General features: G+C 70.7%; 1 protein-coding gene. It reads left to right on the top strand.

Annotated elements, in window-relative coordinates:
* Positions 1-13 precede the first annotated feature (13 nt).
* On the top strand, positions 14-25,753 hold the full coding sequence (locus tag H0264_RS05955; RefSeq protein ID WP_181583029.1) for a WXG100-like domain-containing protein: 25,740 nt from the start codon (positions 14-16) through the stop codon (positions 25,751-25,753).
* Positions 25,754-25,797: the final 44 nt, after the last annotated feature.

The raw sequence follows: 25,797 nt of genomic DNA on the forward strand, positions 1-25,797 counted from the left end.
TCGGTAACAGCATATGGCCGAACTTCCCCCCTACCTGCTCCCGCTGGAGTGGGTGGCGGGATCGGATTGGCCCGCCGGTGAGCCGGAGGGCATGTGGGGGATCGGCGGCGACTGGCGTACTGCCGCGTCCGGTCTGCGCGAGATCCTCGAAGACATCGATGCCGCGAAATCGGCGTCGCTGAAGGCGTATCCGTCCGGCGAGGGCGTTGCGGAGATGACGCGCGCCTTCGATGAGCTGCGCAGTGGCGACAATTCGCTGGAGAAGCTGGCCGAGTCCTTCGACTCGATCGCGGGCGCGGCCGACGATGTGGGCACCGAGATCGAGTACGCGCAGCTGATGATGATCACGTCATTGGCTCTGCTGCTGGCGGAAATCATTGCGGCATGGGTGTTTCCGCCGACTGCTCCGGCGGTGGAGGCGGTCGCCATCGGTGTCACGCGGGTGGGTATCCGGATGCTCGCGCAGCGGTTGATGAACCGGGTCGTGCAGGCGGTCGCCAAGCTTGTCGGCGAGCGTGCGGCGGGCTTCCTGGTGCGGGAGATCTCCATCGATACCATCCTCGGCGTCGTCCAGGAGATCGCTGTCCGGAAGTACCAGGGTAGGGACGTCAACTGGGAGACGGTCTTGGTCACCGCCGTCAGCTCGGCCGTCGGCGCGGGCGCGGCCAGCCCCTTCGGCGACTGGCTCGGCAAGAAGTTCGACGACGACATCATCAAGCCCTGGGTCAAGGGCGCGATCATCGGCACCGGCGCGGGCCTGGTCGGCGCGGGCGCCGGCTTCCTGGCCAGTGTGGGAACCCAATACCTGATCGACGGCCTCAAAACCGGCGACTGGGACAAGGCCGCCCAGAACGCCCGCAACGCCCTCACCAACATAGACCCGCGCATGTTCTTCGCCGGCGCCTCCAACGGTGCCGCCTCCGGCATGAACCGCGCCCGCGCCGACGCCTTCTACCAAAACCGCCACCCCGAGTGGTATCGCCCGCCGACCCCGACCCCGACCCCGACCCCCGCCCCCGACGATGACGGGGCCCGCATCGGTTTCCGCCCACCCCCCGATCCCGCCGCCCCCACTTCCCCGGGCGAACCCCGCGCGGGCGCACCGGGTCTCGGCCCCGGTGGCACCCCCGACGGCGGCGCGACCCAGCCCACCGGTGACGGTTCCCGCTCCGGCGCCCCGCAGGCCAACACCCCGGTGGGCGACGGATCCGGCGCGACCAACCCCGGCGGCACACAATCCGGTGCGAACCAAAACCCCGGAGGCACACAGGTTTCCGGTGCACCACACTCCAGTGGCGGCGGGCAGGGCGCTGGAGTTCCCCAAGCCGGCGGTGGTGCACAGAGTGCGGTAGGACCGCACACTGGCGGTGGCGCACAGGTTTCCGGCGCTTCCCAAACTGGCGGCGGCACACAGGGTTCTGCGAGCGGTGGCCAATCCGGCGGTTCGCAGTCCACTTCTCAATCGGGCGGCGCGAACCAGTCCACGGGCAACACTCAGCAGCAATCCGGCGCAGCCGCCAACGCCGCCCGCGACGCAGGCAGGCCCCAGGGTTCCCCCACTGCCGACACCGCAGGCGACGGCTCCACCGGCCGCCCCGAAACCTCTTCGGACGCAGGCCGAGCGGGAACCCCCGACGCGCCCAGGCAGCCACCCCTGGCCGACTCCCCGGCAGCTGCCCCCTCGGATACCACCGGCACCGGAAATACCGCCACCACCGACCGCTCCGGTCTCCCTGCAGCCGGTCCCGCCGCTACCCCCGGAATCGGCGGTCCCGCACAAGCAGGCGGACTCGACGCCGGTGTCCAAGCCGCCCCGGGCCAAGCCGCCCTCGGCGCATCCACCCCGCAACTGGGCGAACAGCTTCCCCTCGCTGTTTCCCCGGAGTCCCTGGCCGCAACTCCGGAATCCCCAGCGGCCGTGCCGCCAGGAAACCCCGCTGCTGCGGCTCCAGGCGCACCAGCCTCCCCCGGCGACGCGGTGCGCTCCGCCGACGCCCCGAATTCCCCGGACGCGCCCGGAACCGCGAACGGCACCACCCCGCCGTCCACCGCCGAAATAGGCCGCACCACCACCGATTCGGACTCGACCCAGCCCAACTCCCCGGCGTCCGATACTTCCCGATCAGCTCTCGACGCGGATTCTCAGGACTCCCGCACCTCGGCTGATGACCGTCCAACAGACGACACGGCTTCCGACCATCCACTCGCACCCGCCGCCCTGGCCGACGCCGCGCGCGCAGCATCGGGAAATCCCGCTCGCCCGCCCGCAGACTCCACCCCCGCCCAGATCCGCGCGGGCCGCCCCGGCCTCCGTCCCGCCCCCGCAGAGCTGCCCCCCGCCGAGCCACTGCGTCCCGCCCCTCGTGCCGAGGCAATGGGTGACGGCTCGGCAACCCGCCGTCCCCCTTCGGAAAACCGTGCGGGCCTGACGGAGTCACCACAAGTCGGCGGCGCGGACTTGACCGCGGGCCTCCACACCGACACGGGCGAGATCACGTCCCTCCGACTGGGCGACAACGAGTCCCATGCCCGCGAGGGTGAGCAGAGCCCGCAGACCGAAGTTGCCGATCCGCAGAGGCGGCCCCCTGCCGCCGAGCCTGGAATCCCGGAATCGCCTCGGGGCGTCGACAACTCGGGCCTCCCCGGGCGCGGCGCGCTGGATCCCGCGCATCCCGGGGCGAACCACGCTCCAGATCCTCTCCAGGGCGAGCCGTCCTCGGCTGCCAACCGTACATCCGAGGACGAGCCGGTCCAGATGGCCGGACCTCGCGTCGTAGCGGACCCGGATCGGGCCGACGGCTCCCGCCCCGATGCCGAGCCGGGTTCTGGCAGTCGCACCAGGGACGACTCGGACAACGCTGGCCGACATTTTGCCGCTGACGCCGACTCGGCTGCTGGGCGTCGCACCGACGATGAGTCGGACCCGGGTGGTCGTCGTGTCGATGCGACGGAGCCTGTTGATGGTCGGCGCGAGGGTGAAACATCACTGCGCCCAGAGGATTCGGAGGCTGCGGCACGGAGGGTTTCGGATGAGCAGAATCGGGGAGAGTGTGGGCGGCTTTCGCTGCTGGAGATTCGGGAGGGTACCGGGAGCCGGGTTGTCCGGGTGCCGGAGGAGCCGGTGGGTCCGGCGGGGATGTCGCGGGCGGAGTTGGAGGAGGCCGCGGGGGCGCGGTTGACCCGGGTGCCGCGAGTGGCGGCGGGGGTGCCGCCGCATGATCCGGTGGGGGGTGCGCTGCTGGCGTTGGGGGAGGGGGCCCATGCGCTGGTGGTGGATGAATATGCCGGGCCCACCGATGAATTCGGGGTGGGGGCGCACGCGTATGTGGTGCGGGTGGTGCGGGATCCGGTGTCGGGGGAGCTGATGCTCGAGGTGGTTGATCGGGCGGCGGGGATTCGGCAGGGGTTCCCGCCGGAGGTGCCGCGGGAGCTGCGGTCGGTGTCGGTTGTGCTGTATGACGCGCAAGGTGATCCGGTGCCGCCGCGGGCCGGCGCGGAGCCGGGTGAGTTCCCGTTCCCCCGGGTGGGCACGTCGCTGGATCCCTATCCGGCGCAGGTGCGGGCGCTGCTGGAGGAGACCGAGGTCGGCCGTGACGCGCTGGCCCTGATGGAGCGGTACGGGGTGCGCACCCGGTATGCGGACCGGGCGCCGGGCGGGCAGAGCGCCGACTATCGGGCGCACGAGTTGCTGGCGACCGTGTACACGGCCGGGAGTCCGCAACTGCAGCAGGCGATTTCGGTGGTGCACGAGGCCGTGCACGCGGAGTTCGCCAATACCGGTCGCACGGTGCTGGCGCACGAGCTCCCGGCCATGTCGCGCGAGTCCTACATCGACGCCATGGTGCGCGAGGAGGCCGCTGCGCACGCCCGCCAGTACGAGTTCGCGCGGCAATTGCGGTCGGCCGGCTTCGACATTGCGGTGGAGCGCAACGAGACCACCTACTTCCGGGCCTACGACGGCGATCTGGCGGGCCGCGTCGATGCCGGTCTGAGTCCCGACGAGGCCCGAATCCACGCCCGGGAGGCCGGAATTCGCGCCATTGTGCAGGCGGTGGGCACGGCCGCCTGGGGCCCCGGCGCGGATGTCGCGAACTATCGCGACTACTACGGCCGGGGCTACGACCGCTTCCTCGCCGACAGTGGGCCGCACCCGGACCCGACCCTCCGCACGATCACCGACGATTCCGCCCTGGACACGGTGCGGGATCTCGCGAACCAGCGCCGTATGAGCTGGCTGCGTGCTGCGGATTTGGCCGATTCCACCGGGGAACTCGCACGCGCCCTGCGTCTTCCGGACTATGACCCGGAGTCGCTGCCGTCGGCGGTGGACGCGGCCCTGGCTCGCGTCGAGCGGAACCGCACGGCGCTGGCGGCGCAGCTCGGCATCGATCCCGCCGATCTCACCCGTGACCCCCTGACGGGTCCCGAGGCCGACCGCCGCGCGAATCTCCTGCGCCGCGAACAGCGTCTGCTCGAACTGTCGGATCTGCTGGACGCGCACCGCATCGAGCAGGCGAACGCGACGCGCCTGGCCGACGACCTGACCGCCGCCGCGGCCTACGACGTCCTCGACAATGAGCTGTTCCTGGCCGGCGGTGACGGCCGCATCGTGACTCCCCGGGTCGCGGTGATCGAGGGCGCCCCGCCCCGCGTCTACATCGTCGATGTGCGCGGCGACTACGACACACCATTGCAGCGCGCCGCCGAACTGGATTCGGGCGTGATCACGGCCATGGCCGACCCGGCTGTCGAGGTCCACTATCTGAATCTGACCGTCGACGGTGCGGGCGCGGTGCGCGTGACCCGCACACCGGAATCGGTCGTCGAGGCCAATGCCCTGTACGGCGGCCAGGCCGAGCACCTGCCGGACCCCGGCGTCGCCCGCCATCGGGCGGACGAGGCCGGGATGCAGCGCACCGAGCAGATCAACCGGATACTGGACCGCACCGAGCTGGGCCGCCGCACGCTGGAACTGTTGGAGCGCAACGGTGTTCGCTTCCGTTTCGAGGCGGGCGCCGAGCCGCGCTACGAGCCCGACGCCCGGGTGGTGGTGCTGGATATCGGCGTCTCCGACGTGGAGCAGGCGCTGGCGGTCGTGCACGCCACCGCCCACGTCGAGGACAGCGCGCAGGGCGATTCGGCCAGCAATTCCCGTGACCGGGTGAAACTCTCGCGCGCTGACTACATCGAACTCATGCTGCGCGAGGAGGCCCGCGCGCACGCCATGGAGATCGAATTGCGCAAGCAGCTGCGGCAATTGGACCACGACCTGCCCGTGGACGAACTGGAACGCGCCTACGACGAAGGCTTCCACCGCGCCCGCAACGCTGCCTACCGCGCCGATCCCACCGACCTCGAGGTTCTATGGGATGCGGGATTCCTCGGCGGCACAGCGCAATTGCACGCCTTCCTCGAAGGCGCACCCGCGACCGACGGCCAACGCGCCTACGCCGAGCTGTACGGCGACGCCTGGGACGCCGCCGCCGGCCTCGCGGGCAAGGTCGAAACCAGCGACCCCGCAACTCTTCCCGCAGACGGTGCCGGTCCGTCCCCCGCGCGGGCCGGTGATCCCGCCGCCGCACCCCCGATGGGCCCGCCTTCGGAGCCGCCGAATTCACCCCCTGCAGCCGCGTCCCCGGACGGCCCGGATGATGGCGACAACAGCGGGCGCGCCGACTCCGATCCGAATGCGGTGTGGGATGCCATGGCCCGCAACGACGATCACCTCGATGCGCTGAGCGCGCGCCTCGATGCACTGGCCGAGTCACTGCGATCGTCCGCAGGCGCAGCCGATCGCGCGGCGCAGACCGCACGATTCGAGGAACTCCTGCAACAGCATCGCGCCGACTTCGACGAGATCGACACGCGCCTCGAAGCCATTGCCGCGCAAGCACGCGGTGAAGCCGCCCCGGAGCAACCGGATCACCCGGCCCCCGGTAATCGGACCGCCGATGATTCCGCACCCGGCAACGGCGGCTCCGGTGACGTGAGCCCCGGTGATCGCACCGACGCCGACGCGGCTGCGCGTCGCGAAGCGTACGACGAGCTGGTCAAGCAGCGTGAGGAGTTGGCTCGGGAGCGGGAGTTCCAGCGGGCCAAGCGGAATGACCGGGCGGAACGATTCGGCATCACCGATCCGGACACGGTGCTGGGCGGGGGGAATCACGAGGGTGCGGTGCTCGGCCTGTACGACCGGGCCGGGTATGACCGGGTGGAGACGCCGGGCGGGCTGGAGCAGGCCGCGACCGTGGAGCGTAGGCCGGTTTCGCCGGAGGAGCTGGCGGCGCGCCGGGAAGCCATCCGCAAGCTGGAGTTGGCGGCGGAGCGGGTGTACGAGCTCGATCAGCAGATCGCGGAGGTGGACCGGCGGCTGACCGAACTGGAGCGTGCCGGGGTCGAGGGTCGCCGCGTGCCGTCGGAGGAAGTCGGGGCTCAGCTCGATCGGCTGGCTGGTGAGCGCGCCCAGGAGCTGCGCCGGATCAAACCGGTCCGCGAGATGCGTGACGACCTGGCGCACCGGCTGGGTATCGATCCTGCCCGCCTGGACGTGGATCCGGATCGGCTGGAACCGGAACTCCGCAGGATGTACGCCGAGCTGGACGCGCGCGATGCGACCCCCGAACAGCGTGCCGAGATCGACCGTCTCGCAGACGGATTGGCGGATGCCGCGCGCGATGTGAGCCGGGCGCACAATCGGATCGGCCGGGTGCAGGACGAGATGGCCCGGGTGGCGGGTGCGTACCAGCGGCTGGCGGAGGCCGTGGGCGCGCGCATGGTCACTTCGCGGGTCGCCGTCGTGGACGGCCCCAACCCCCGGGTCATCGTTTTCGGCCCGCGAGCCGAGGCGGGCAGCCCGCGCGCGGATCACGATGCGGCGCTGGCCGAGGCACTGCGTGAATCCCGGGCCGCGGCACAGGCTTTCGTGCGTCCGGGCGCAGACATCCGCATGATCCGCGTGATCGCCGATCGCGATGGTGGTTGGCGCGCGGAACGAATGGATCCACCGCAGCTGGGCCGTCTGGCCGCCGCACCGGTGAACGGCCGCGGCCTGGACGTGGTGCTGTGGCGGGACGGTGCGGGTGAATGGCATCCGGTGGACCCGACCCGACCGGACTGGCAGCCCGGCCGCGCGGGCGACGCGGAGTTGAAGCGCTGGTCGCCCAAGGATCCGCCGGACGGGGTGAGCGGCTGGGCCATGGCGGATGTCGTGAACGACGCCGCCCTGCCCACGGAAGATATTCCGGCGGGCGCGGTTCCGGAGACGGTGCTGCCCGTCGGTGTGCCGGGTGCGAAGGAGCAGAACGTCACCGGCGGCCTGCCTCCGGGCACGGAGCTGTTCGGTCAGCACATCGGTGACGACGCGTACAACATCGTCCGTCTGATCCTGATGGCCGCGCAGGCCCCGCAGCATCCGGCGGTGAAGGCCTGGATTCAACGTCATCCGGCGATCGGCGAGTGGGTGCGGGCGCACCCGTGGCTGCGCAATGTGCCGTATTTCGGGACGGCGTTCTACGGCTACGAGTGGACCGCCTCGCCGGGACGCAATGTGCAGCCGATGTTCCGTCTGTTCGATCCCGCCGAGCACAGCCCACAGGTGGACCGCTCGCACATCCCGGAGGGTCTGCACGCGGCATTCGACGCGGATTACGCTGCCTGGCAGCAGGTTCAGGATTGGGCGGACGGCAAGTACGAGCTGTTCCTGCTCAATGACTCCGAGGTCGGTGTGATCGCGGACAATGTCGCGGTGCATCGGCTGCTCCGGCAGCTCGAGCAGGCGCAGGCGCTGATCGGGCGGGTGCGTGAACTCCCCGACGGTTCGAATCCGGACGAACTGGCTCAGGCCGTGGACCGTCTCGCCGAGCAGGTGGCGAAGCAGTTCGACGACCCGAGCCCCGACGCGGTCCGCCAAGCCCTGCGCGACATCCATGACCTGCTGCGCACCGACGCCGACCCGGACCGTCTGGCGCAGACCGTGGCCCAGTTCATGGACGTCGGCTACCCGGAACTGACCCGCGACCAGATCCTCCAGATCAAGAACCACCTGATGCGCGACGAGCATCGCGTGCGCGACTTCACCGACCCCGCAGGCGCTTTCGTGCGCCGCCCGATGGACCGCCTGGCCGACGTGGCCGAAGCCTGGATTCGCCTCACCGCCGGCAATCCCGTGCCTCAGGACATTCTGCTGCTCCGCGACGCCCTAGCCGAATCCGACTACCTGCGCACCCACCCCGACGCCACCTGGCACGACGCCAACGCCCACGCCATCGGCCTGGGTCTGCACTGGGACGCCGACCGCCCGCCCCTCCCCGGCCGGCGTGCCGGAATCCCCTACGCCGTACCGCCTTTGGACGCCCGCTCCGAATGGAACAGCCCGCGTCGAGACCCCGATGACGACGACTGGATCGACATCTACTGGTTCGGCGGCGGCGACCCCGGCGGCTCCCCGGCCATGCCGCCTGCCAACCCTTCGACCGGCGGCTCTCCGGCGGCATTGGATGAACCGAGCACCACCGGCGGCCAGCCGAACCCGGATCGAACTCGCTCGATCGACGGGTCGGCGCAACCCCCGTCGACGGCCGCTGCGGACAGTGAAACGCCAGGGGCGCAACAACTCCGGCCCGAGCCGGAGGCTGAACGCCCGGAGGCCCCGAAATCCCGTCTGCGCCGTCTCGCCGACAAGCTGAATTTCTGGCAGCCCGACGCCCGCACCGGCGATGGCGAATCGCCCGACCCTGCCACTGGAGCCGACGGCAACAGCCCCGAAGATCCTGCCGGGCCTGGGAATTCGGCGAGCGATGGGGAGTCGTCCCGATCTGACCGCGCCGAGGTGCTGGCGCGGCAGCGAGAGCATTTGCTTGCGCAGGCGCGGCAGTTGGCCGGAGCGCTCGAGGTCGACGCCGACGGGTTGAACGGGTCGGAGCTGGTCGACGCCGCCGGCGCTGCCGTGGCACGGTTGGCGGGGGAGGAGGGGCCCGGAGCGGGACTGCGGGCGGACTGGGCGGGCCGGGTGACCGGCGAGATCGGTGAGCTGGTGCGGCTGGCCGAGGTGGCCGCAGCCGCCGAATCCACTCTGAGGTCGGGTGATTCGATTCCCGAGGCGGACGATGGGCGGCAGTGGCAGGTTGTCGAATCCCGGCGGGTTCACGAATTCACCTATCCGACTGCGGAGCTGGAGTCCGCGCGGCAGCTGTTGGCCGCTGGGGGCGACCCGTCCGACTCCCCGGTCATCGCCCGCGACGAGCATCCCGTCGCGGCGGATGCGCGTGCCCGCGTCGAGGAGGCGGCGGTGCGCGCCCTGCTCGACGCGCAGAGCGGTACCCCGCTCGGCTATGGACTGAGGCGCGTACCAGGCGTCGGTGACCGCCCGGACAGCGTGGTGCTGGTGGGCGTCGAGCCGCATCCGGATCGGGCCATGGACCCGGTGGTGCGCTCCGCGCTCGCTCCGGAGGGCACGGACTTCACGTATCTGCGGGTCATTGTGGACGGGGACGGCGTTGTCCAGGTCGAACGCTGGCGTCATATCGCTCCCGAGCCGCCCGCCGTCGCGGATGTGACTGTGCCGCCGCAGGTATCGCGACCGGAGGTCGCGGACCTGGTGGATTTCACCGCACCGGAACGCGCTCTGCTGGAGACGGCGCAGCGCCTGCACGATCAGCTGACCGAATCGGTGCACGAGGGGGTGCGGAGCTTCGGCGTCGACCCGGCCGGCCGCAGCGCGCGCGAGCTGGCGGATGCGGTGCGCGCCGAATACGAGCGGCGACTGTCGGATATCGAAGCGGCGCAGCATGATTCCAGCGGCCCGCCCGCCGGTCACCGGGTGCGGCTCGATGCCGAGGTCGATGTGCTGCTGCACGATCTGGCTCTGCTGGACGCGGCGGATATCACCGAACAACGCTTGCGCGCACACAATTTCGATGCCCCCCGGTTCACCGCACCGTCCGAGTGGCGACTGTCCGGCCCCGACCGAGATTTCATCCCGGCCGATCCGGCGGTGGCGCGCGAGCTGGCGGCGCTCGGCCGTCAGGTGGAAGTGTTCGACTCCCTTGCCGCGCACGCGCGTCAGCTGGGTATCGGCGACGTGGACGGTCGTAGCGTGCGGGACCTGGCCGATGCCATCCGGGACCGGACCGCGCCGCGCCCCGACCAGCGTGCGCCCGAACGCCGCCGCAATGCGCGCATTCGTGCCGACATAGACCGTCTGACAAGGCAATACGAGCGTTCCGGTGGCGACCCCGACCGCATCGGACTGCGTGCTCACGCCGAAGCGGAGGCGGTGCGCGCCGTGCTCGCCGAAGCGGGCGGAATGCACCGGGCCGACGGAGTGGTGCGACTACCCGACGGCTCCGGCCTGTTGGCCGTGGGTTCCGCGCCGCACCCGGACAGCGTTGTCCCGGTTGCCCTGCGCAGCCGGGTCGCCGCCCTGGGCGACGAATTCGCCTACCGCCGAGTGCAGTTCGACAGCACGGGCCGGGTGCGGATCACCGACATGGCCGTGCGCCCGACCGGTTCCGACCATGCCGAGGATCCCGCCCCGCGCCGATCCCTCTGGCAGCGCATCAACGAGCGCTTCACGACTCCGACCTCCGACATGCCCTGGCCCCCGTCCACGCGGATCACCGGCGAATGGGGCGGCTACAGCCACGAGGACCTCGCACGCGTCCTGAGCGAGCGGCACGGCGTCCGGGTGCGCCGCTTCAATGCCGCGGGGGTGAATCCCGACGCCGTGCGCCTGTTCGCCATGGCACTGGACGACCTGCTCACCCGGTACCCGAGCGCCAACCTGCACGTGGTGACGATCAACCGCCTGTTCTCCGATCGCCGGGGCGATGAGCCGCCGCTCGCCTGGGTGGCCGGCGGCGGGTCGCCGTTCGTGTGGCGTTCGGGCACCACCGGTTTCGCCTCCACCATGGAACTGGATGTCCGCCACGCCTCCGACCACGAGAGCGCTCTTCCACCGAGGTCGTCCGGGGGATTCCATCCCCCGTCCGCCGACCCCGACGCGTATCAAACCGCCGTTCACGAATTCGGGCACGTCCTCGACCTGACCGGCGACGGCCGCGCCCGACGGCTGGCCATGTCAGCCCTGCTGGAACACTTCGGCGCCACCCGCCCGCACGTGGATCGCGCCGAATTCGATACCTGGCTGCGTCAGCTCAGCGGCTACAGCTTCCATGAGGACGGCCGCTTCAACCCTCCCGAAGCGCTGGCCGAAGCCTTCCACGATGTCGAATCCAATGGGGTCGATGCGACCGAGCCCGCCCGCGTGCTCTACGTCGTCCTGCTGCGCGCGGCGGGCATCGACCCGGCCCCGGAAATCCTGGCCAGCCTGAATCCCGCCCAGGATTCGGCACCCCTCACGAATGACCCGGCACGGCAACCCATTACGGATGGACCGGCAACCCCCGATGCTCCCGCTGCCGCCCCGCGAGCCGGCGACGACGATTCGCCTGGCAACTTCCGGCGTTTCCTGCGCGGTCTGCTGCCGGGCGCACCGGAGGCGAACATCGCGCCGGGCAATGGTCTGGACGGACGCTCGGACGGCAGTGCCGACGACGGTTCCCGGGCCCGCGCGTCGACGCCTGAGGCCCCCGCCCGCCGCTCGATGTGGCAGCGCATCCAGGATGTGCTGAACGGCGAATCATCCACTCCGCCATGGCCGCCGTCGACGCTGCTGACCGATGAATGGGCCGACCGCAGCCACTCCGAGATCAAGCGGATTCTGGAGGAGCGGCACGGCATCCGGGTGCGCTATCTCGGCCGCGCGGGCGCGGACCCCGACACGGTGCGCGTCTTCGCCGCGACGCTGGACGAGATGCTGACCAGGTATCCGGAGTCGCATGTGCGCACGGTCCTGATCGGCAGACTCCCCGAATTCGCGAATGCCGCTGTGCTGCCGGGCGGTTCACCCTTCGCGACGCGCCCCGACCGCGAAGGCTTCGTCACCACGATCGTCCTGGGTCTGCGCTACGCGGGCGACATCGACGCCCCTGACACTCCGGATTCCCCTGAGCCCCTGGGCTTCCGCCCCCGCCGCAGCTCCTCGCTGATCCGGATGTCCACCATCCACGAGTTCGGCCACACCCTGCACGCCACCGGCAGCAACCGCGCCTTCGCCCGGGCCTACGCAAGCCTGGTCGAGCACTACAGCGCAACCCGGGGCCACATCGATCGCGCCGAATTCGACACGTGGCTCAACCAACTGAGCGGCTACAGCTTCAATCGCCGCGGCGGCCTCCGCACTGCGGAAGCCCTGGCAGACGCCTTCTTCGACGTCGAAGAGAACGGCGTGGACGCCGCCGAACCGGCCAAGGTCCTCTACGCCCTACTGCTCCGCGAAGCAGGCATCGAACCCGACCCGCACATCATGGCGAGCCTCCACCCGAACGGCCCACCCACCCCCGGCATCGCCGATCTGCCTCCAGCACAAGCTGATCCGATCGCCGCGCCCGACGATGCCGCTAGCCGACCGGGCGCGGATGGCGACGGCTCGACGGACCACGTCGGTGAGTCGGAAACACCCGATACCCCGAGGACCCCGGAACCGGCGCCTCAGCCGCAGGGGGAAGCGCCGCGCACCTCCGATGTGCGGGCACGGCTCGACGCGGCGACCAGTCCGCATGCCGAACTGAGGGCGAATACCTATGCGGCGGCGCGAAGTTGGGGCGTCGATACCGACGGGCTGGATCCCCGCCAGGTGGCGCGGGCGATCCACGAGCATCGGGTCAGAGTGTTCGAGGAACTCCGTGCGGGGCTGCGTGATCTCGCGGGGCAGCCAGAGAGTCAGCTCCGCGCGGCGCGGGTGCAGGCGCAGGAGCGGCTGCGTGCGGTGTACGAGGCGGCCGATGCGCTGATCCACGACCTGAACGTGGTGTCCGCCGCCGAGCGCGCGATGCAGGGCCTGCGCGCCGGGCAGTCGGACACGACTGTCCCGGGCGAGCGTTCGCGGGAGGACACGGATTCGCCTGCGCTGGATGAGCGTTCGCGGCGGCCGGACGCCGGAGCGCAGGACCTCGGCATGTCGGTCGAACCGGATTCGCCGGTGGTCGCGGAGCGGGTGGCGGCGTTGACGCGGCAGGAGGAGCAATTCCTCGCCGATGCCCGGCGGCTGGCGGTCGCACTGGCCATCCACCCGATTCCCGAGTCCGGGCGCGAGCTGGGTGATGCGGTGCGAGCCGTCATGGATGGTCTGCACGCTCGGGTCGATGCGGCTCGGACCGCGCTCGCGAATCCCGACGAGCCGAGCGTCGAACTCGGCGACGCCGAGCATCAGGTCTTCACGGCCGGTCGGGTAGCCGACGAGATCGCCGAACTGCTGCGCGCCGCGGACCGCGCGGCGCAGGTCCGCGCCGCTGTCGAGTCCGGCGACCCCGTGCCCGCGCGGGAGCGGGCCCGCTGGCGGCGTTCACCCGAGCGCGCTCTCGAATCCCGCTGGGATGCCGAGGCCCTGGCGGAGGCCGGGCGCAGGCTGGTGGCCTTCGAGCGGATGGCCGCGCTGGTCCGTGACGCGGGCGTCGATCCCGCGAACCGCAGTGCCGAACAGCTCGTTGCCGCCCTGCGTGACGCCGATCCCGCTACCAGAGCCGAAATGGACCGGCACCTGGCGGAATTCACCGACGCCGGTGGCGACCCGGCCATGGTCGACGTGCGGGCTGCTGCCGAGCGGCTCGCCCTGCGCTCGATGAGTGGCGGATCCGGTGGGCGCACACTCGGATTCACCATCACGCGCATGGGCGGCACCACCGCCATGGCGCCGCGCATGCTGGTGGTCGGCACTCAGGCGCATCCGGATCTGGCCCTCGATCCGGCAGTCCGCGATCTGCTCGCGGAACCGGGCACGGTCGTGGAGTATCACCGCGTCCGATTCGACGAGGACGGGATCGCCCGCGTCGAGTCCTGGGGCTGGGACGCAACGGATTACGACGATCTCTCCCCGCCGCCGGACGCGGACGGCGACGCGGAGCAGCCCGGATCCACCCGCAGACCGACGCCGACCAGCGACGAACCCTGGCCGCCCTCGACCGAACTGACCGGCGAGTGGGCCGATTACAGCCACGCCGACATCGTGCGAATCTTCGCCCAGCGCCACGGAATTCGCGTACTGCGGTTCAATGCCGAGGGCGTGAATCCGGATGCGGTACGCCTGTTCGCGCAGGGCCTGGACGGACTGCTGACCAGGTATCCCGGCATCGAGGTCGCCCAGATGACCATCAGCGCACTGGGTTCCGTGGCCGCCGACCTGCGCCCGGCGGCGTGGGTGATGCACCGGACCCGGCCGTTCTCCTGGACCGGCGGTGCTCCGTCCCGCTCGGTGTCCCTCGTAGATCTGGACGTCGAATTCGCCTCGCGCCCTGACGCGCACCGCCCGGTGCGACCCGATCTCGCGACGGCCGAGCCCGGATTCCATCCGCCCAGCCGCCTGCCCACCGCGCTCTACACGGTGATCCACGAGTTCGCGCACATGCTGGACAATGCCGGTGAGAAGCGCGCCGCCGAGCAGGCGCTGCAAACGCTGCTGGATCATTTCGGAGCCACCCGGGGGCAGGTGGACAGGGCCGAATTCGAGACCTGGCTGGCGCAACTGAGCGGCTACAGCTTCAGCGTGGGACCCGACGGGGATTACAGCACGCGCGGGCCCTTCAATCCGACCGAGGCGCTGGCGGAGGCGTTCCACGATGTCGAGGAGAACGGGGTATACGCGACCGAACCGGCGAAGGTGCTGTACGCACTGCTGTTGCGGGAGGCCGGTTTCGAGCCGGATCCGACCATTATGGCGAGCCTGGCGGCCGATGGTTCCGGGCCGGATGGCACTGCGCGGCCGCATGTTTCGGAAGAACCAGACGACGCACGGCCGGACAGAACTGATTCGGGGAACGCACGCGCCGATGACCGCGATTCGAGTGGGGGACGGTTCCGGCGGTTCCTGCGGGAGTTGCTGTCCGGCGGCGGGCGTCCGGAGATCCCGGCCGGTCCGGACCCGCGTGGTGCGGACGGTGTCGACGACGGTTCCCGTGCGCCGCGTTCCGATTCGCCCGCGCAGCCAGAGGGTTCCGGCCCGCTGACTCCGGCGCACCAAGCTCGACTGGAGTCGGCGGAGCGGCTGCGGCGGCAACTGGCCGACACCGTGCACGACGCGGTGCGTGTGTTCGGCCTCGACCCGGCGGGCTTGCGGACGCCTGAACTGGCGGAGGCCCTGCGCACCGAATATGACCGTCGCACAGCGGAATTCGGCGCGAATGCACGGCTCGAAGCCGAGGTCGGCGCGCTGATCGGTGATCTGGCCCTGCTCGACGCCGCGGAAACCGCTGAAAACCGGCTGCGCGCAGGCGATGTGAGCGAATCGTTCCTCGACAACACCCACCGCTGGCAGCAGTTGGGCCGCACGCACGACTTCACGCCGTCGGATCCCGCACTCGCGCGCACGCTCGCCACCTTCGGCGATCAGGTGGCGGCCTACGATCGGGTTGTCGCCCACGCCCGGCGGCTGGGCATCGACGATGTGGACGGCCGCAGCGTCCGCGAGCTGGCCGCAGCCGTCCGCGATCGGACCGCACCCGATCCCGGCCGGTCCGGCCGTGAACGGCGTCGGAACATCCGGGCACGCAATGAAATGCATCGGCTGACAAGTCGATTCGAGGCGGCAGGCGGTGACCCGAACCGCACCGGCCTGCGCGCGGACGCGGAAGCCACCGCCATTCGCGCCGTGCTCGCCGAGGCGGGCGGTCAGCGGCTGGCCGACAATATGGTGCGTTTCCCCGCCGATTCGCAAGGCCGCTCACGGATCCTGGTCGTGGATTCGGCGGGCCACCCCGACCTGGTCGTGCACCCGGAAGTGCGGCGGCGAGTGGTCGCCATGCAAGACGAAATCGGCTACCAGCGGGTCGATTTCGACGATCGCGGCCGCATCCGCCTCCTCGATATGACGGTCGTCCGCAGCAGCGACTACACCCCCGCCGGCGACCCCGACCGTTCGCTGTGGCGGCGCATTTCCGAACGCTTCACCGTCCCGACCTCCGATCTGCCGTGGCCGCCGTCGACCACCATGACCGACGAATGGGGGCAGCGCAGCCACGCCGACATCGTCCGGGTGCTGGAGCAGCGGCACGGCATCCGGGTCCTGCGCTTCAATGCCGAAGGCGTCGACCCCGACGCCGTGCGCCAGGCCGCCAAGGCTCTCGACGACCTGCTGACCCGGTTCCCCCGCGTCAACCTGCAGGTCGTCGACATCAATGCGCTACAGCCGCAACGCAAGGGCGGCCGCAAGCCCGCCGCCTGGCTGGCCGACCGCAGCTCGATCTTCGTGCGCCGCCCCGGCACCGCCGGCATCGGCACCACCATGGAACTGGATGTCGGCTACTACTCCCGCCGCGAGACGGGCCTCCCACCCAGCGAGCACGCCCGCGCCGACACCTTCCACCCTCCGACTCACTACCCGGACGGCTACCGCACCGTCGTCCACGAATTCGGCCACGCCCTCGCCTCCACGGGCAACCACCGCGCCCTGAGCCGGGCCCTCGACGCCCTGCTGGCCCACTACGCCGCCACCCGCCCCGAGGTCGGCAGGGCCGAATTCGACGTCTGGCTGCGCCAACTCAGCGGCTACAGCTTCCACGAAGACGGCCGCTTCAACCCCACCGAAGCCGTAGCCGAGGCCTTCACCGACGTCGAAGCCAATGGCGTCAACGCCACCGAACCGGCCCGAGTCCTCTACGTCCTCCTGCTCACCGAAGCCAGCATAACCCCCGACCCGGCCATCCTCGCCAGCCTTGAAACCACCACGGTCCACCCCGAATCCACACCGCGAACCCCGCCTCCGGCCCAGCCCGAAACCCGCGGCCCGGAAGTCCCCGTCACCACCTCCGACGGCAGCGAACCCGGGCCCGGTGCTGAACACCCCCCTGAGGGCGAGACCCCAGACCCGCCCCGGTCCGCCCCGGAACAGCCGAAATCCCCACCGGCGAACGATGGTTCGACGGCTCGGCCGCAACCCGAACCCGAGAACGTGCAGCCGACACAGCCGGAGACGGACGAAACCGGCTCGCAGACACCGCCCCTCGCATCCGGTGGTCGAGGTGCGGGAGCTCCGCCGCGTCCACCGGCGGACGGTGGCGTCGACGACCCCACCCCGTCCGGCGACAACCCGCCGAGCCGCATCGACAGCCCCCAACGCCGCCACGAACGCCTGGCCCAGGCGGTCTGGCATGCCCGAATGATGGCTGAACACGCAGCCGGCGCCCGTCGCATGGCCGACCTGTACGCGGGCACCGACACGCCCCACGCCGACTGGACCCGCCTGCGCGCCGAACGAGCCGAACTCCTCGCCCGCCTGGCCGCCGACCACGTCATCCGCCTGCAAGAGCAGGCAGACCTCGCGGATTCCGACCACACCACACCCGATGCAGGCAGTTCGGATGAGGGTGACGCTGGTGCAGCGCTGCCGGTGGCTCCCGGCGGGGACGATTCGGGCGGCGGCCGCGGCGGTGTAACGCCTCCGGTGGCGCCGGGTGCGGACGATCCAGACGGGGGAGATGGCCAAGCGACGCAGCCGCTTTCGGGTGATGGGGTACCGCAGACCAGCGGGGAGGTGGAGCCGGTCGGCCGCCCGGGGCAGTTGGAGTCGACCGATCCGGAGACCGGTGTTGTTGCGCGGCAGCAGGATTCGGTTGCGGTGCCGGTGCGGGATGTGGCTGATCCGGTGCGGGAGGTGCTGCGGTTCTTCGACGAGGTGGCACAGGCGCAGCGGGCGGCGGCCGAGGGCGGGGAGTTCCAGCCGACTGTGCTGACCGAGTCGCAGCGGGCTTACCTGCGGGCGCTGGAGGCCGCGCTCGGGTTGGACGGGGTGCTGGCGGACCATCCGGATGCGGTGCGGGCGCTGCGGGAGCTGGCCGAGATCGCTCGGGTGCGAGGGTTTTCCGGGGCTCCCGAGTCGGGGGTGGAGCCCGGGGCCATGCGGTATCCGGAGGACTTCGCGGCGCTCGATATCGATGAAGTCCACGGGGATGAGGAGTACTGGCGGTTCCAGGATGATCCGCGGCGGGTGGCCGAGGCCGAGGCCGAGGTGAATCGGCTGGACGTGCCCGGTCCCGCCGCCATGCGGGCGGGGGATGATCAGGCGCGGCTGACCGGACCCGAGCAGGTACGGGATGCGCTGGCGCGGCGACTGCGGGTCGACGCGGCGGATCTCACGCCGGAGCGGATGGGCCGGACCATGGCCGAGCTGCGGTATCGGAATCTGTTGCGGGCCGGGGCGGTTGAGGCGCTGGCCGATGCGGTGGCGCGGCACCGGGCCGCCACCGATGATGTGCAGCGCGCGCAGATCGGTGCGACGCGCGATCAGTGGGCTCGGGCGCTGGGCATTCCGGAGGCCGTGGTGGAACCCGGGCGTGCGCCCGCCGCCCTCGCGGCCTTGCGGGGCGGAATCCTCGCTCGCGCAAGGGAAATCGCGGATCTCGCCGATGCCGTGCAGGCCGCGCGGCAGGCGGAGGCGGCCGAGCCCGGCGGCACGCGGCGGTTGACTGTCGAGGTCGACGGGCAGCGGTTGCCGGTGCGGCTGGTGGCCGATGCGGACGGCACGTGGCGGGTTGAGAACACCGACCGGCTGCGGGCCCCGGAGCCCGCGGAATCGACTGAGCGCCTTCCGGTTCCACAGGAGGACGACGCCCCCGAGTCGAAGCTGCGCAAGTTCTGGAAGTGGTTCAAGGACGCCTGGCAGCACCACGACGACGTACCCAAATACCCGTCCGGCTCCGGGATCGACGGCCAGGGGCAGACCCTGCTGATCGAGTACTACGGCGACGTCGACCTGGGCGGCACGTTCAATCCCGCGCGCATTCTCAAAGAGATCGCCACCATGTGGAAGAAGCGCGGTCAGATCCGCGACTTCCTCCGCGGCTACCGCGCCGGCTACAACGACGACTTCCAGCCCCCGCGCGACCGCGATGGACGCGACTACGAATACTGGCTCCTGGAAGCCGACCCCGAACTGGTCCGCCAGCGCGGCGAGATCCCCGAACACCTGCTGCTGCACTGGGCCGAACTCGACGAAGCCCGCGCCAAGGCCAGAGAACAGGCCGAACTGGAGGCCGGAACCACCCCCGATCCCGCGCAACGCCCCGGCCTGGAATCGGATGTCGAAGCGCCCGTGCCGGATTCGGAGCTCTCCGATCCCCAGGGTCCGGCCGCCGACGCGATCAACGACCTGGCGGACCGACTACGCGATGCCCTTTCCGAGCGCAACCGGCTCGGCGACGACCTGTACTGGGCCGCAAACGAACTCGGCCGACCCCTCGCGGATCTCACCCCCGGCGAACTGCATCGCGCACACCGGGAACTGCAATACCGCAACCTGCGCCGCGCGGGCGCCATCGAGGGCCTGGCCGATGTCGCCCAGCGCTACCTCGACGAGAACGCCTACATCCCATTCCTGCGCGAGCTCAACCACTTCGAGCAGAATCCGCTCGCGCGCTTTCTCGGCGACGTGGCCCGCAGTGAAGGCCACTCCACCGCCATGCTGGACTGGGAGGGCGTCAACAATGGCGGCGAACCCGGCCGCGACTGGGGCGATCTCACCTACTCCGACCAGCCGGGCCAGGACGACGGCACCCGCGAATGGTTCATCAACGCCCTGCGCCGCGAGGAACTGCGCACCGAACGCGGCCACTGGGCGCACATGCTCGGCGTGGCCCGCGCCGACCTGAGCCCGCACACCGCCCTCGGCGAGGCGCTCGCCGAACTCCGCGCGGACAATACCGAGCGCGCCGCCGACATCGCCGAATTCGACGCCGCCGCAATCCGATACAGCGAACTCGACGCACTCGTCGACCAGCTCTCCCGGCAGCTGGCGGAACTGGCCATCCCCGAACACATCGCCGCGCAGGGCGGGGTCATGCTGGAACCGGGCGTGGCCCTGTTCGACGGCGACCCGATGCGCCTGGCCATCGTCGCCGCCGATCTCACCCACGAATCGCGCCTCGCCGACCTCCTCGCTCAGCCGAACGGCATCGCCGAATCTCTCGACGACGGCAGCCTGACCCTCGAATTCCGCGTCGTGTGGGCGGATGCGCAGGGCGCCATCCACGCCGGCCGCATCGCCGTCCCCGAAGTCCGCCACATCACCACGGAGGTCGATGGCCGCCCGGTCTCCCTCACCCTCCTGCGCGACGGCGACGGACCCTGGCGAGTCGCCCCGAACTCTGCCACCGACCCCAATGACACTGACCGGCAGAGTGATCCGAATACGGCAGTGCAGCCGTCGCCGCGCTCTCCGCAGGAAACCGCTACGGCCCGAGTGGATCTGGCAGAGCAGCTCGAAATCCCGCTCGCCGACCTGGATCCGGTGCGCCTGCACGCCACCATCGACGACCTGAATCATGCCAATCAGCGCCGCGCGGCCCGCCTGGAAGCCCTGGCGGACTATGCCCGCGCGCTGCACGCGATCGACGACTATCACCGCCGGTCGCCGGAGGAGCGGGCCTTCGATCCCCGCGTCCCGGACGATGATCCGCCGATCCACGACGACACCGCACCGGCCTTCCTGCGCGAAATCATCACCGACCCGGCCGCTTTCGGCGAGCGCCTGCGTGGTCCGGGCCCCGAGCCCCGCCCCGGCGATCCGGACGACCGCCCCGAGCCGGATGCCGACTGGGCCGCCCTGCTCGGCGTCAACCTGCGCAACCCCACACCCGAACAGCTGGCCGACGCCTACGAGAAATTCCGCGACGGCAAGATCGACGAATACGAGGCGCTCACCCCCGAGGAACTGACCCGCGTCCACGCCGAACTGCGCGACGAGATCCGCGCTCGGGCCGCCGCCATCGCCGAGCTGGAATCCGTTGCGCGCCAGTACAACCGCCTGGCCGTCGACGCGGCCGCCACGCATGCGCGAGCCGAGGTGCGCCGCCTGCTGGTGGCCCAGGAAGACCTGCTGCGCGCCCGCGACGAAGCCCAGGCCGCGGTCCGGGAAGCGGTCACCGGCCTCCCCGTCGCCGACGCCGAGGTCGCCCCAGCCCGCATCGACCAGGCCCTGGATCGCCTGCGCGCCCTGGTCGCCCCCGACGCCGAAACCCCCACCCGCCTGGCCGCCCTGGCCGCCGCCGCGACCCGCCTCAACGAGGCTGATGCCGCTGTCCGCCAGGGCTTCTCGGACCTGGCCGCCGCCATGGAACGAGCCGCCCTGCTCGGCCAGGGCGCACGCCCGATCGCCGAGAACTTCGGCGTCATCGGCGACCGCCCCCCGGTGATCGTCGTGGTCGGCTGGGGCGTCTTCCCCGACCTCGCCGGCCTCACCGCCGCCGAAGCCCGCCACCCCATCCTGCGGGACCTGCGCGCGCACCCCGGCGTCACCGTCCGCCGCGTCCTGCTCGACCTGGACGAGCACGGCCGCATGCGCATGCGCGTCGAAGGCGAGGACCCCCCACCCGACGATCTCCCCACCGACCCGGACACCCCACAACCCCCGGCGACTCCAGCCCCGGATTCCGGCCCCACCCGGCCCGCGGGCCCACGCCCGGTCGCCCCCGTGGCCGAGCCTCGCCCGGATGCTTCGGAATCGGCGCAACCACAACCGATCACGTCTGCTCACGGCCCGCGAGAGCCCGTTCAATCCGGCTCCGCCGATGCCGACGCAACCGACTCCGTGGACGGCCTTCCAGCGGCTGGTCGGTCGGAAACCGATGCGGGGCGGTCTGGTCCGGGTGAGGTCGCGGCAGTCGATCCGGCGCGCGCCGCGCTGATTCGGCAGCATGCCGCGGCCATAGCCCAGCGGGAAGCGCTGGCGGGCATGGTGCGGGAGCTGGCGCGGCGGCTGCGGCTGCGGGTGGACGATGCGGCACTGTCGCCCGAACGAGTGCTGGGGACCTTGGCGGAGGTGCCGACCACACCGCTCGACAGTGCGCATTCGGCACTGCGCGGCGACCTGCAGGATCTCGCCCAGCAGCTCGTGCGGGCCGCGCGGGAGGCGGGGGAGCTGGCCGAGGAGCTCGGTCTGGTCGCGCAGTACGACGAACTGCTGCAGCAGCATCGCGACACCGTGCGCGAACGAGAGTTCGTGGCGGCCAAGGCGAATGATCGCGCTCGCCGGCTGGGTCTCGTCGGCGCGTCCGACGAGTGGGTGCGCATGGACCCCGATGCGCGCGAGCGGGCGATCACCGCGGCCTTCGAGGCGGCCGGATCCGACATCGTGCATCGGCCGGGCGGACTGGACGAAGCGTCCCGCGATACCCGGGTGCCGGTGAGTGATTGGGAGCGGGCGCAGCGAGAGGCGGTGCTGCGCAAGCTCATCGAAGCCACCGAGCGCCACGGCGATCTCGACGGCGAGGTGCGCGAACTCGAACGGCGGATGCGTGAGCTGGCCGACGCCGGGGTGGTGCGCTTCCGCGCCCCGCTCGACGACGTCGCGGGCGAACTCGACCGGTTGGCCAGGCAGCGCGGCGAATTGCTCCAGGAGATCAAGCCGCGACGGCGCACCCGCGATGAACTCGCGATCCGGCTGGGCGTGGTCGACGACGGCCGGCCGAACGAGCACGCTCTCGGCCGCCACCTGGATGCCACCCTGGCCCGCCTGCGCGCCCAGCTCGACGCCGATTTCTGGGCGGGACGCGCCGACGTCGCCGAAGTGCGCACGCGCACCAGGGAAATCGATGAGCTGGCCGAGGCCGCCGCCGATGTGAACCGGGCCCACCTGCGCATCGGGCAGCTCCAGGACGAGATGGCGCGCGTGGCCGGGGTCTGGCGCGGCCAGATCCGCGATGAGGGCGGCTTCATGGTGACCCCGCGCGTCGGTGTGCTGCCGGGTGATCCGAGCCGGATCGTCGTCTTCGGCTCCCGCTCGGACGCCGACGCTCCCCGCACCGTCTACGAGGACGCCCTCGCCGACGCCCTGCGCAACAGCCCGATCGCCGCGCAGCTGCTGGTGCGCGAGGGCGCCACCATCGAGTTCCGCCGGGTGCTCGCGGATCGGGAAGGCAACTGGCGCAGCGAGCCGCTGCCACCACCCGCCGTGCGGCGACTGGTGTCCGAGCCGTTCAACGCCGTCCGTCTGAACGTCACCATGTGGCAGGACGCGGACGGTGAATGGCATCCGGTGGACGCCACCCGCCCGTCATGGCATGTGAACCGGCCCGATGCCGGCGGCGACCGCAACTACGGCAAGTTCAAGACCAAGCCCCTGCCGGACGGGGTGAGCAGCTGGGGCATGGAGGATGTCGTCGACGACGGTCTCGTTGTCTTCCAGGACATTCCGCCCGGCCAGATGCCGAAATCGGCGCTGCCCGTGGTGCGTCCGCCCGGCTCGGACGAGGCGTACGGCCTGCACCACCTGCCGCCCGGGGTCGAATTGTTCGAACAGCACTGGGGCGCGGACAGTTACAACATCGTGCGTCTGATCCTGATGGCCGTGCAGGCGCCGAGCCTTCCGATGGTGGTGCGCTGGATCCAGCGGCACCCCGAGATCGGCGAATGGGTCAGGGCGCGCCCCTGGCTGGCCGATGTCCCGTACTTCGGTTTGGCCTTCATGGATTACAAGTGGTTCGCACGCCCGGAAACCAATGTGCAGCCCATGCACCGCCCCTGGGACCCCGACGAGCACGGCGATCGATCCGGTGACACCGAGATCCCCGAATCCCTGCGCGCTCAATGGGAAGCGGAACGTGAAGCCTGGCAGCGCGTGCAAGCCTGGGCCGACACCCAGTACGAGCGCTTCCTCTCCGACGACACCGATATCGCGCAGATCACCAGAGAGCTGGCCCGCTACCGCCGCGACCAGTACGCCGACACCGCCCGCGACCTCGTCGACCTGGTTCGCGAACGTCTCATCACCGGCGACCCCGGCCTCGACCGCACCGGCGATATCGCGGCCCACCAGGAGCAACTCCAATCCCGAATCGACCACCTGGCCAAGGAGATCGCGGACAAGTTCCCCGCCGGCCACCGCCCCGAGATAGCCGAGGCACTCACCCAGATCCGTGAACTTCTGCTGGCCGGAGCCGACCCCGACCTCATCGCCCGGACCCTCACCGGCTACCTGGACCTGGACATCCCCGACCTCACCGAGTCCCAGATCGCCCAGATCAAGAACCACCTCATGCGCGACACCCACCTGGTCCGCGACTACACCGACCCCGCAGGCGGTTTCGTCCACCGCCCCATGGACCGCCTGGCAGATGTAGCCGAAGCCTGGATCCGCCTCACCACCGGCACCCCCCTCCCCGAAGACCTGATCCTCCTCCAAGACGCCCTGGCCGAATCCGACTACCTCCGCCGCCACCCCGACGCCACCTGGAACGAAGCCAACGCCCACGCCATCGGCCTCGGCCACCACTGGGACGCCCACCGCCCACCCCTCACCGACTGGCGCAAAGGCATCCGCTACGCCCCCACCCCCTACACCCCACCCACCCCAGCGTCGACCGAAAGCAACACCACTCCCGAATCAGCCCCACCACAGCCAGATCCGACACCTCCAGGCGACGAAGCCGATGACTCCCGTGGTGCCCCCACCGGCAGCCCCACTGCTCGTTCGTCCACGGACGCCGAAGACGCCGGTACACCGGATGAGCCGGACCGCGGCCAGATCCCCGACCTGAGCCCGGCAGGCGAGGATCCGAGCAAATCAACTGCGCCCGAACTCGACCCCGACACTGACGACCCGGCTGAAAACCTCAGCCCCGGTGCCCTTTCGCCCACGGTCACAGACGGCACTGGCGCGCCGCATGAGCCGACGCACCAAGGCGACACCGGCGGGCCCGCCCGCTCCTCCGATGGCGAGGGCGATGACAGCGACGGGGAGGCTGGTGGGTCGGCTCGCACGCCTGGCGACGACGATGACGATGATGACGGTGGGGCCGCGCCGCTGAATGATGGGCGGGCTGGAGGTGGGTTGCCGGGACGGGCTTATCGGTCGCATATTCCGCATCCGCCGCGGGAGTTCGAGCTCGAGCCGATGCCCGAGCGGATGGATGTGCCTGTTTACGATCCGGGGCCTTGGCCGGTGCCGGATTTCGAGGAGGAACCTGCGGAGCCTGGGCCGGAGCAAGGGCGGGCCAATCCCATAGGGACACAACAACAGTCGTCGGGCACCTCATCCAATATCGACTCGCAGGGGCGGACTGCCGCTGCGAGCTCGTCGACGGGCGGACAGGCGTCGGGGAATGGGACGGCTGCGCCCGAGCCTTCGATGCCGGCGTGGTTGCGTGATGCGGCGGCGCAGATGGGTGATCCGTATCAGGCGGCACAGCCGAGTGAGCGGCCCTCGCAGGGCAATTCGTTTGGCGCCGGGCACCAGGATGACGGCGGTGGATCGGGGCAGCCGGGCGGCGTGAACGGGTCCGGTCAGCAGGGGGGAACGGATGGGTCGGGCCTGGAGGCCGGGGCTACCCGTTTGCCGGTGCGGCCGTTCAACGGGGTTGGCGCTGCGGTGGCGTTCGATCCGGCGAGCGGGGTGGGGTGGGGGATGGCGGGGTCGCCGGAGGCTTATGCGGGGGTGTACTCGGATACGGGTGGGGGTGTGCTGGTGTTCTTCCGGGATGGGGAGCGGTTGGGGGTGAGCGTGAACGGGGTGAGCATCGATGTGAATGATCCTGCGGTGCGGGTGGAGTGGGTGCCGGGGCGAGATGGGTTCACTCGGTTCTCGGTGTTCCTGGGGCAGGTGCTGGGGGGTTGGATGGTGTATCCGAATGTGGGGGCGGAGCTGGATTTGGGGCGGCTGGTCCGGGATGTGTGTGCGGATCCGCAGCGCAAGGCGACAGTGTTCACTCGCTGACAACGTTTTGGCTACCGGCACTTTGCAAGATGACACGGGTGATG

Origin of the sequence: Nocardia huaxiensis (assembly GCF_013744875.1) — a bacterium.
Taxonomy (GTDB): domain Bacteria; phylum Actinomycetota; class Actinomycetes; order Mycobacteriales; family Mycobacteriaceae; genus Nocardia; species Nocardia huaxiensis.

Coding starts and splice junctions, on each gene's coding strand:
- H0264_RS05955 (WP_181583029.1), top strand. CDS start 14: ATGGCCGAACTTCCCCCCTACCTGCTCCCGCTGGAGTGGGTGGCGGGA.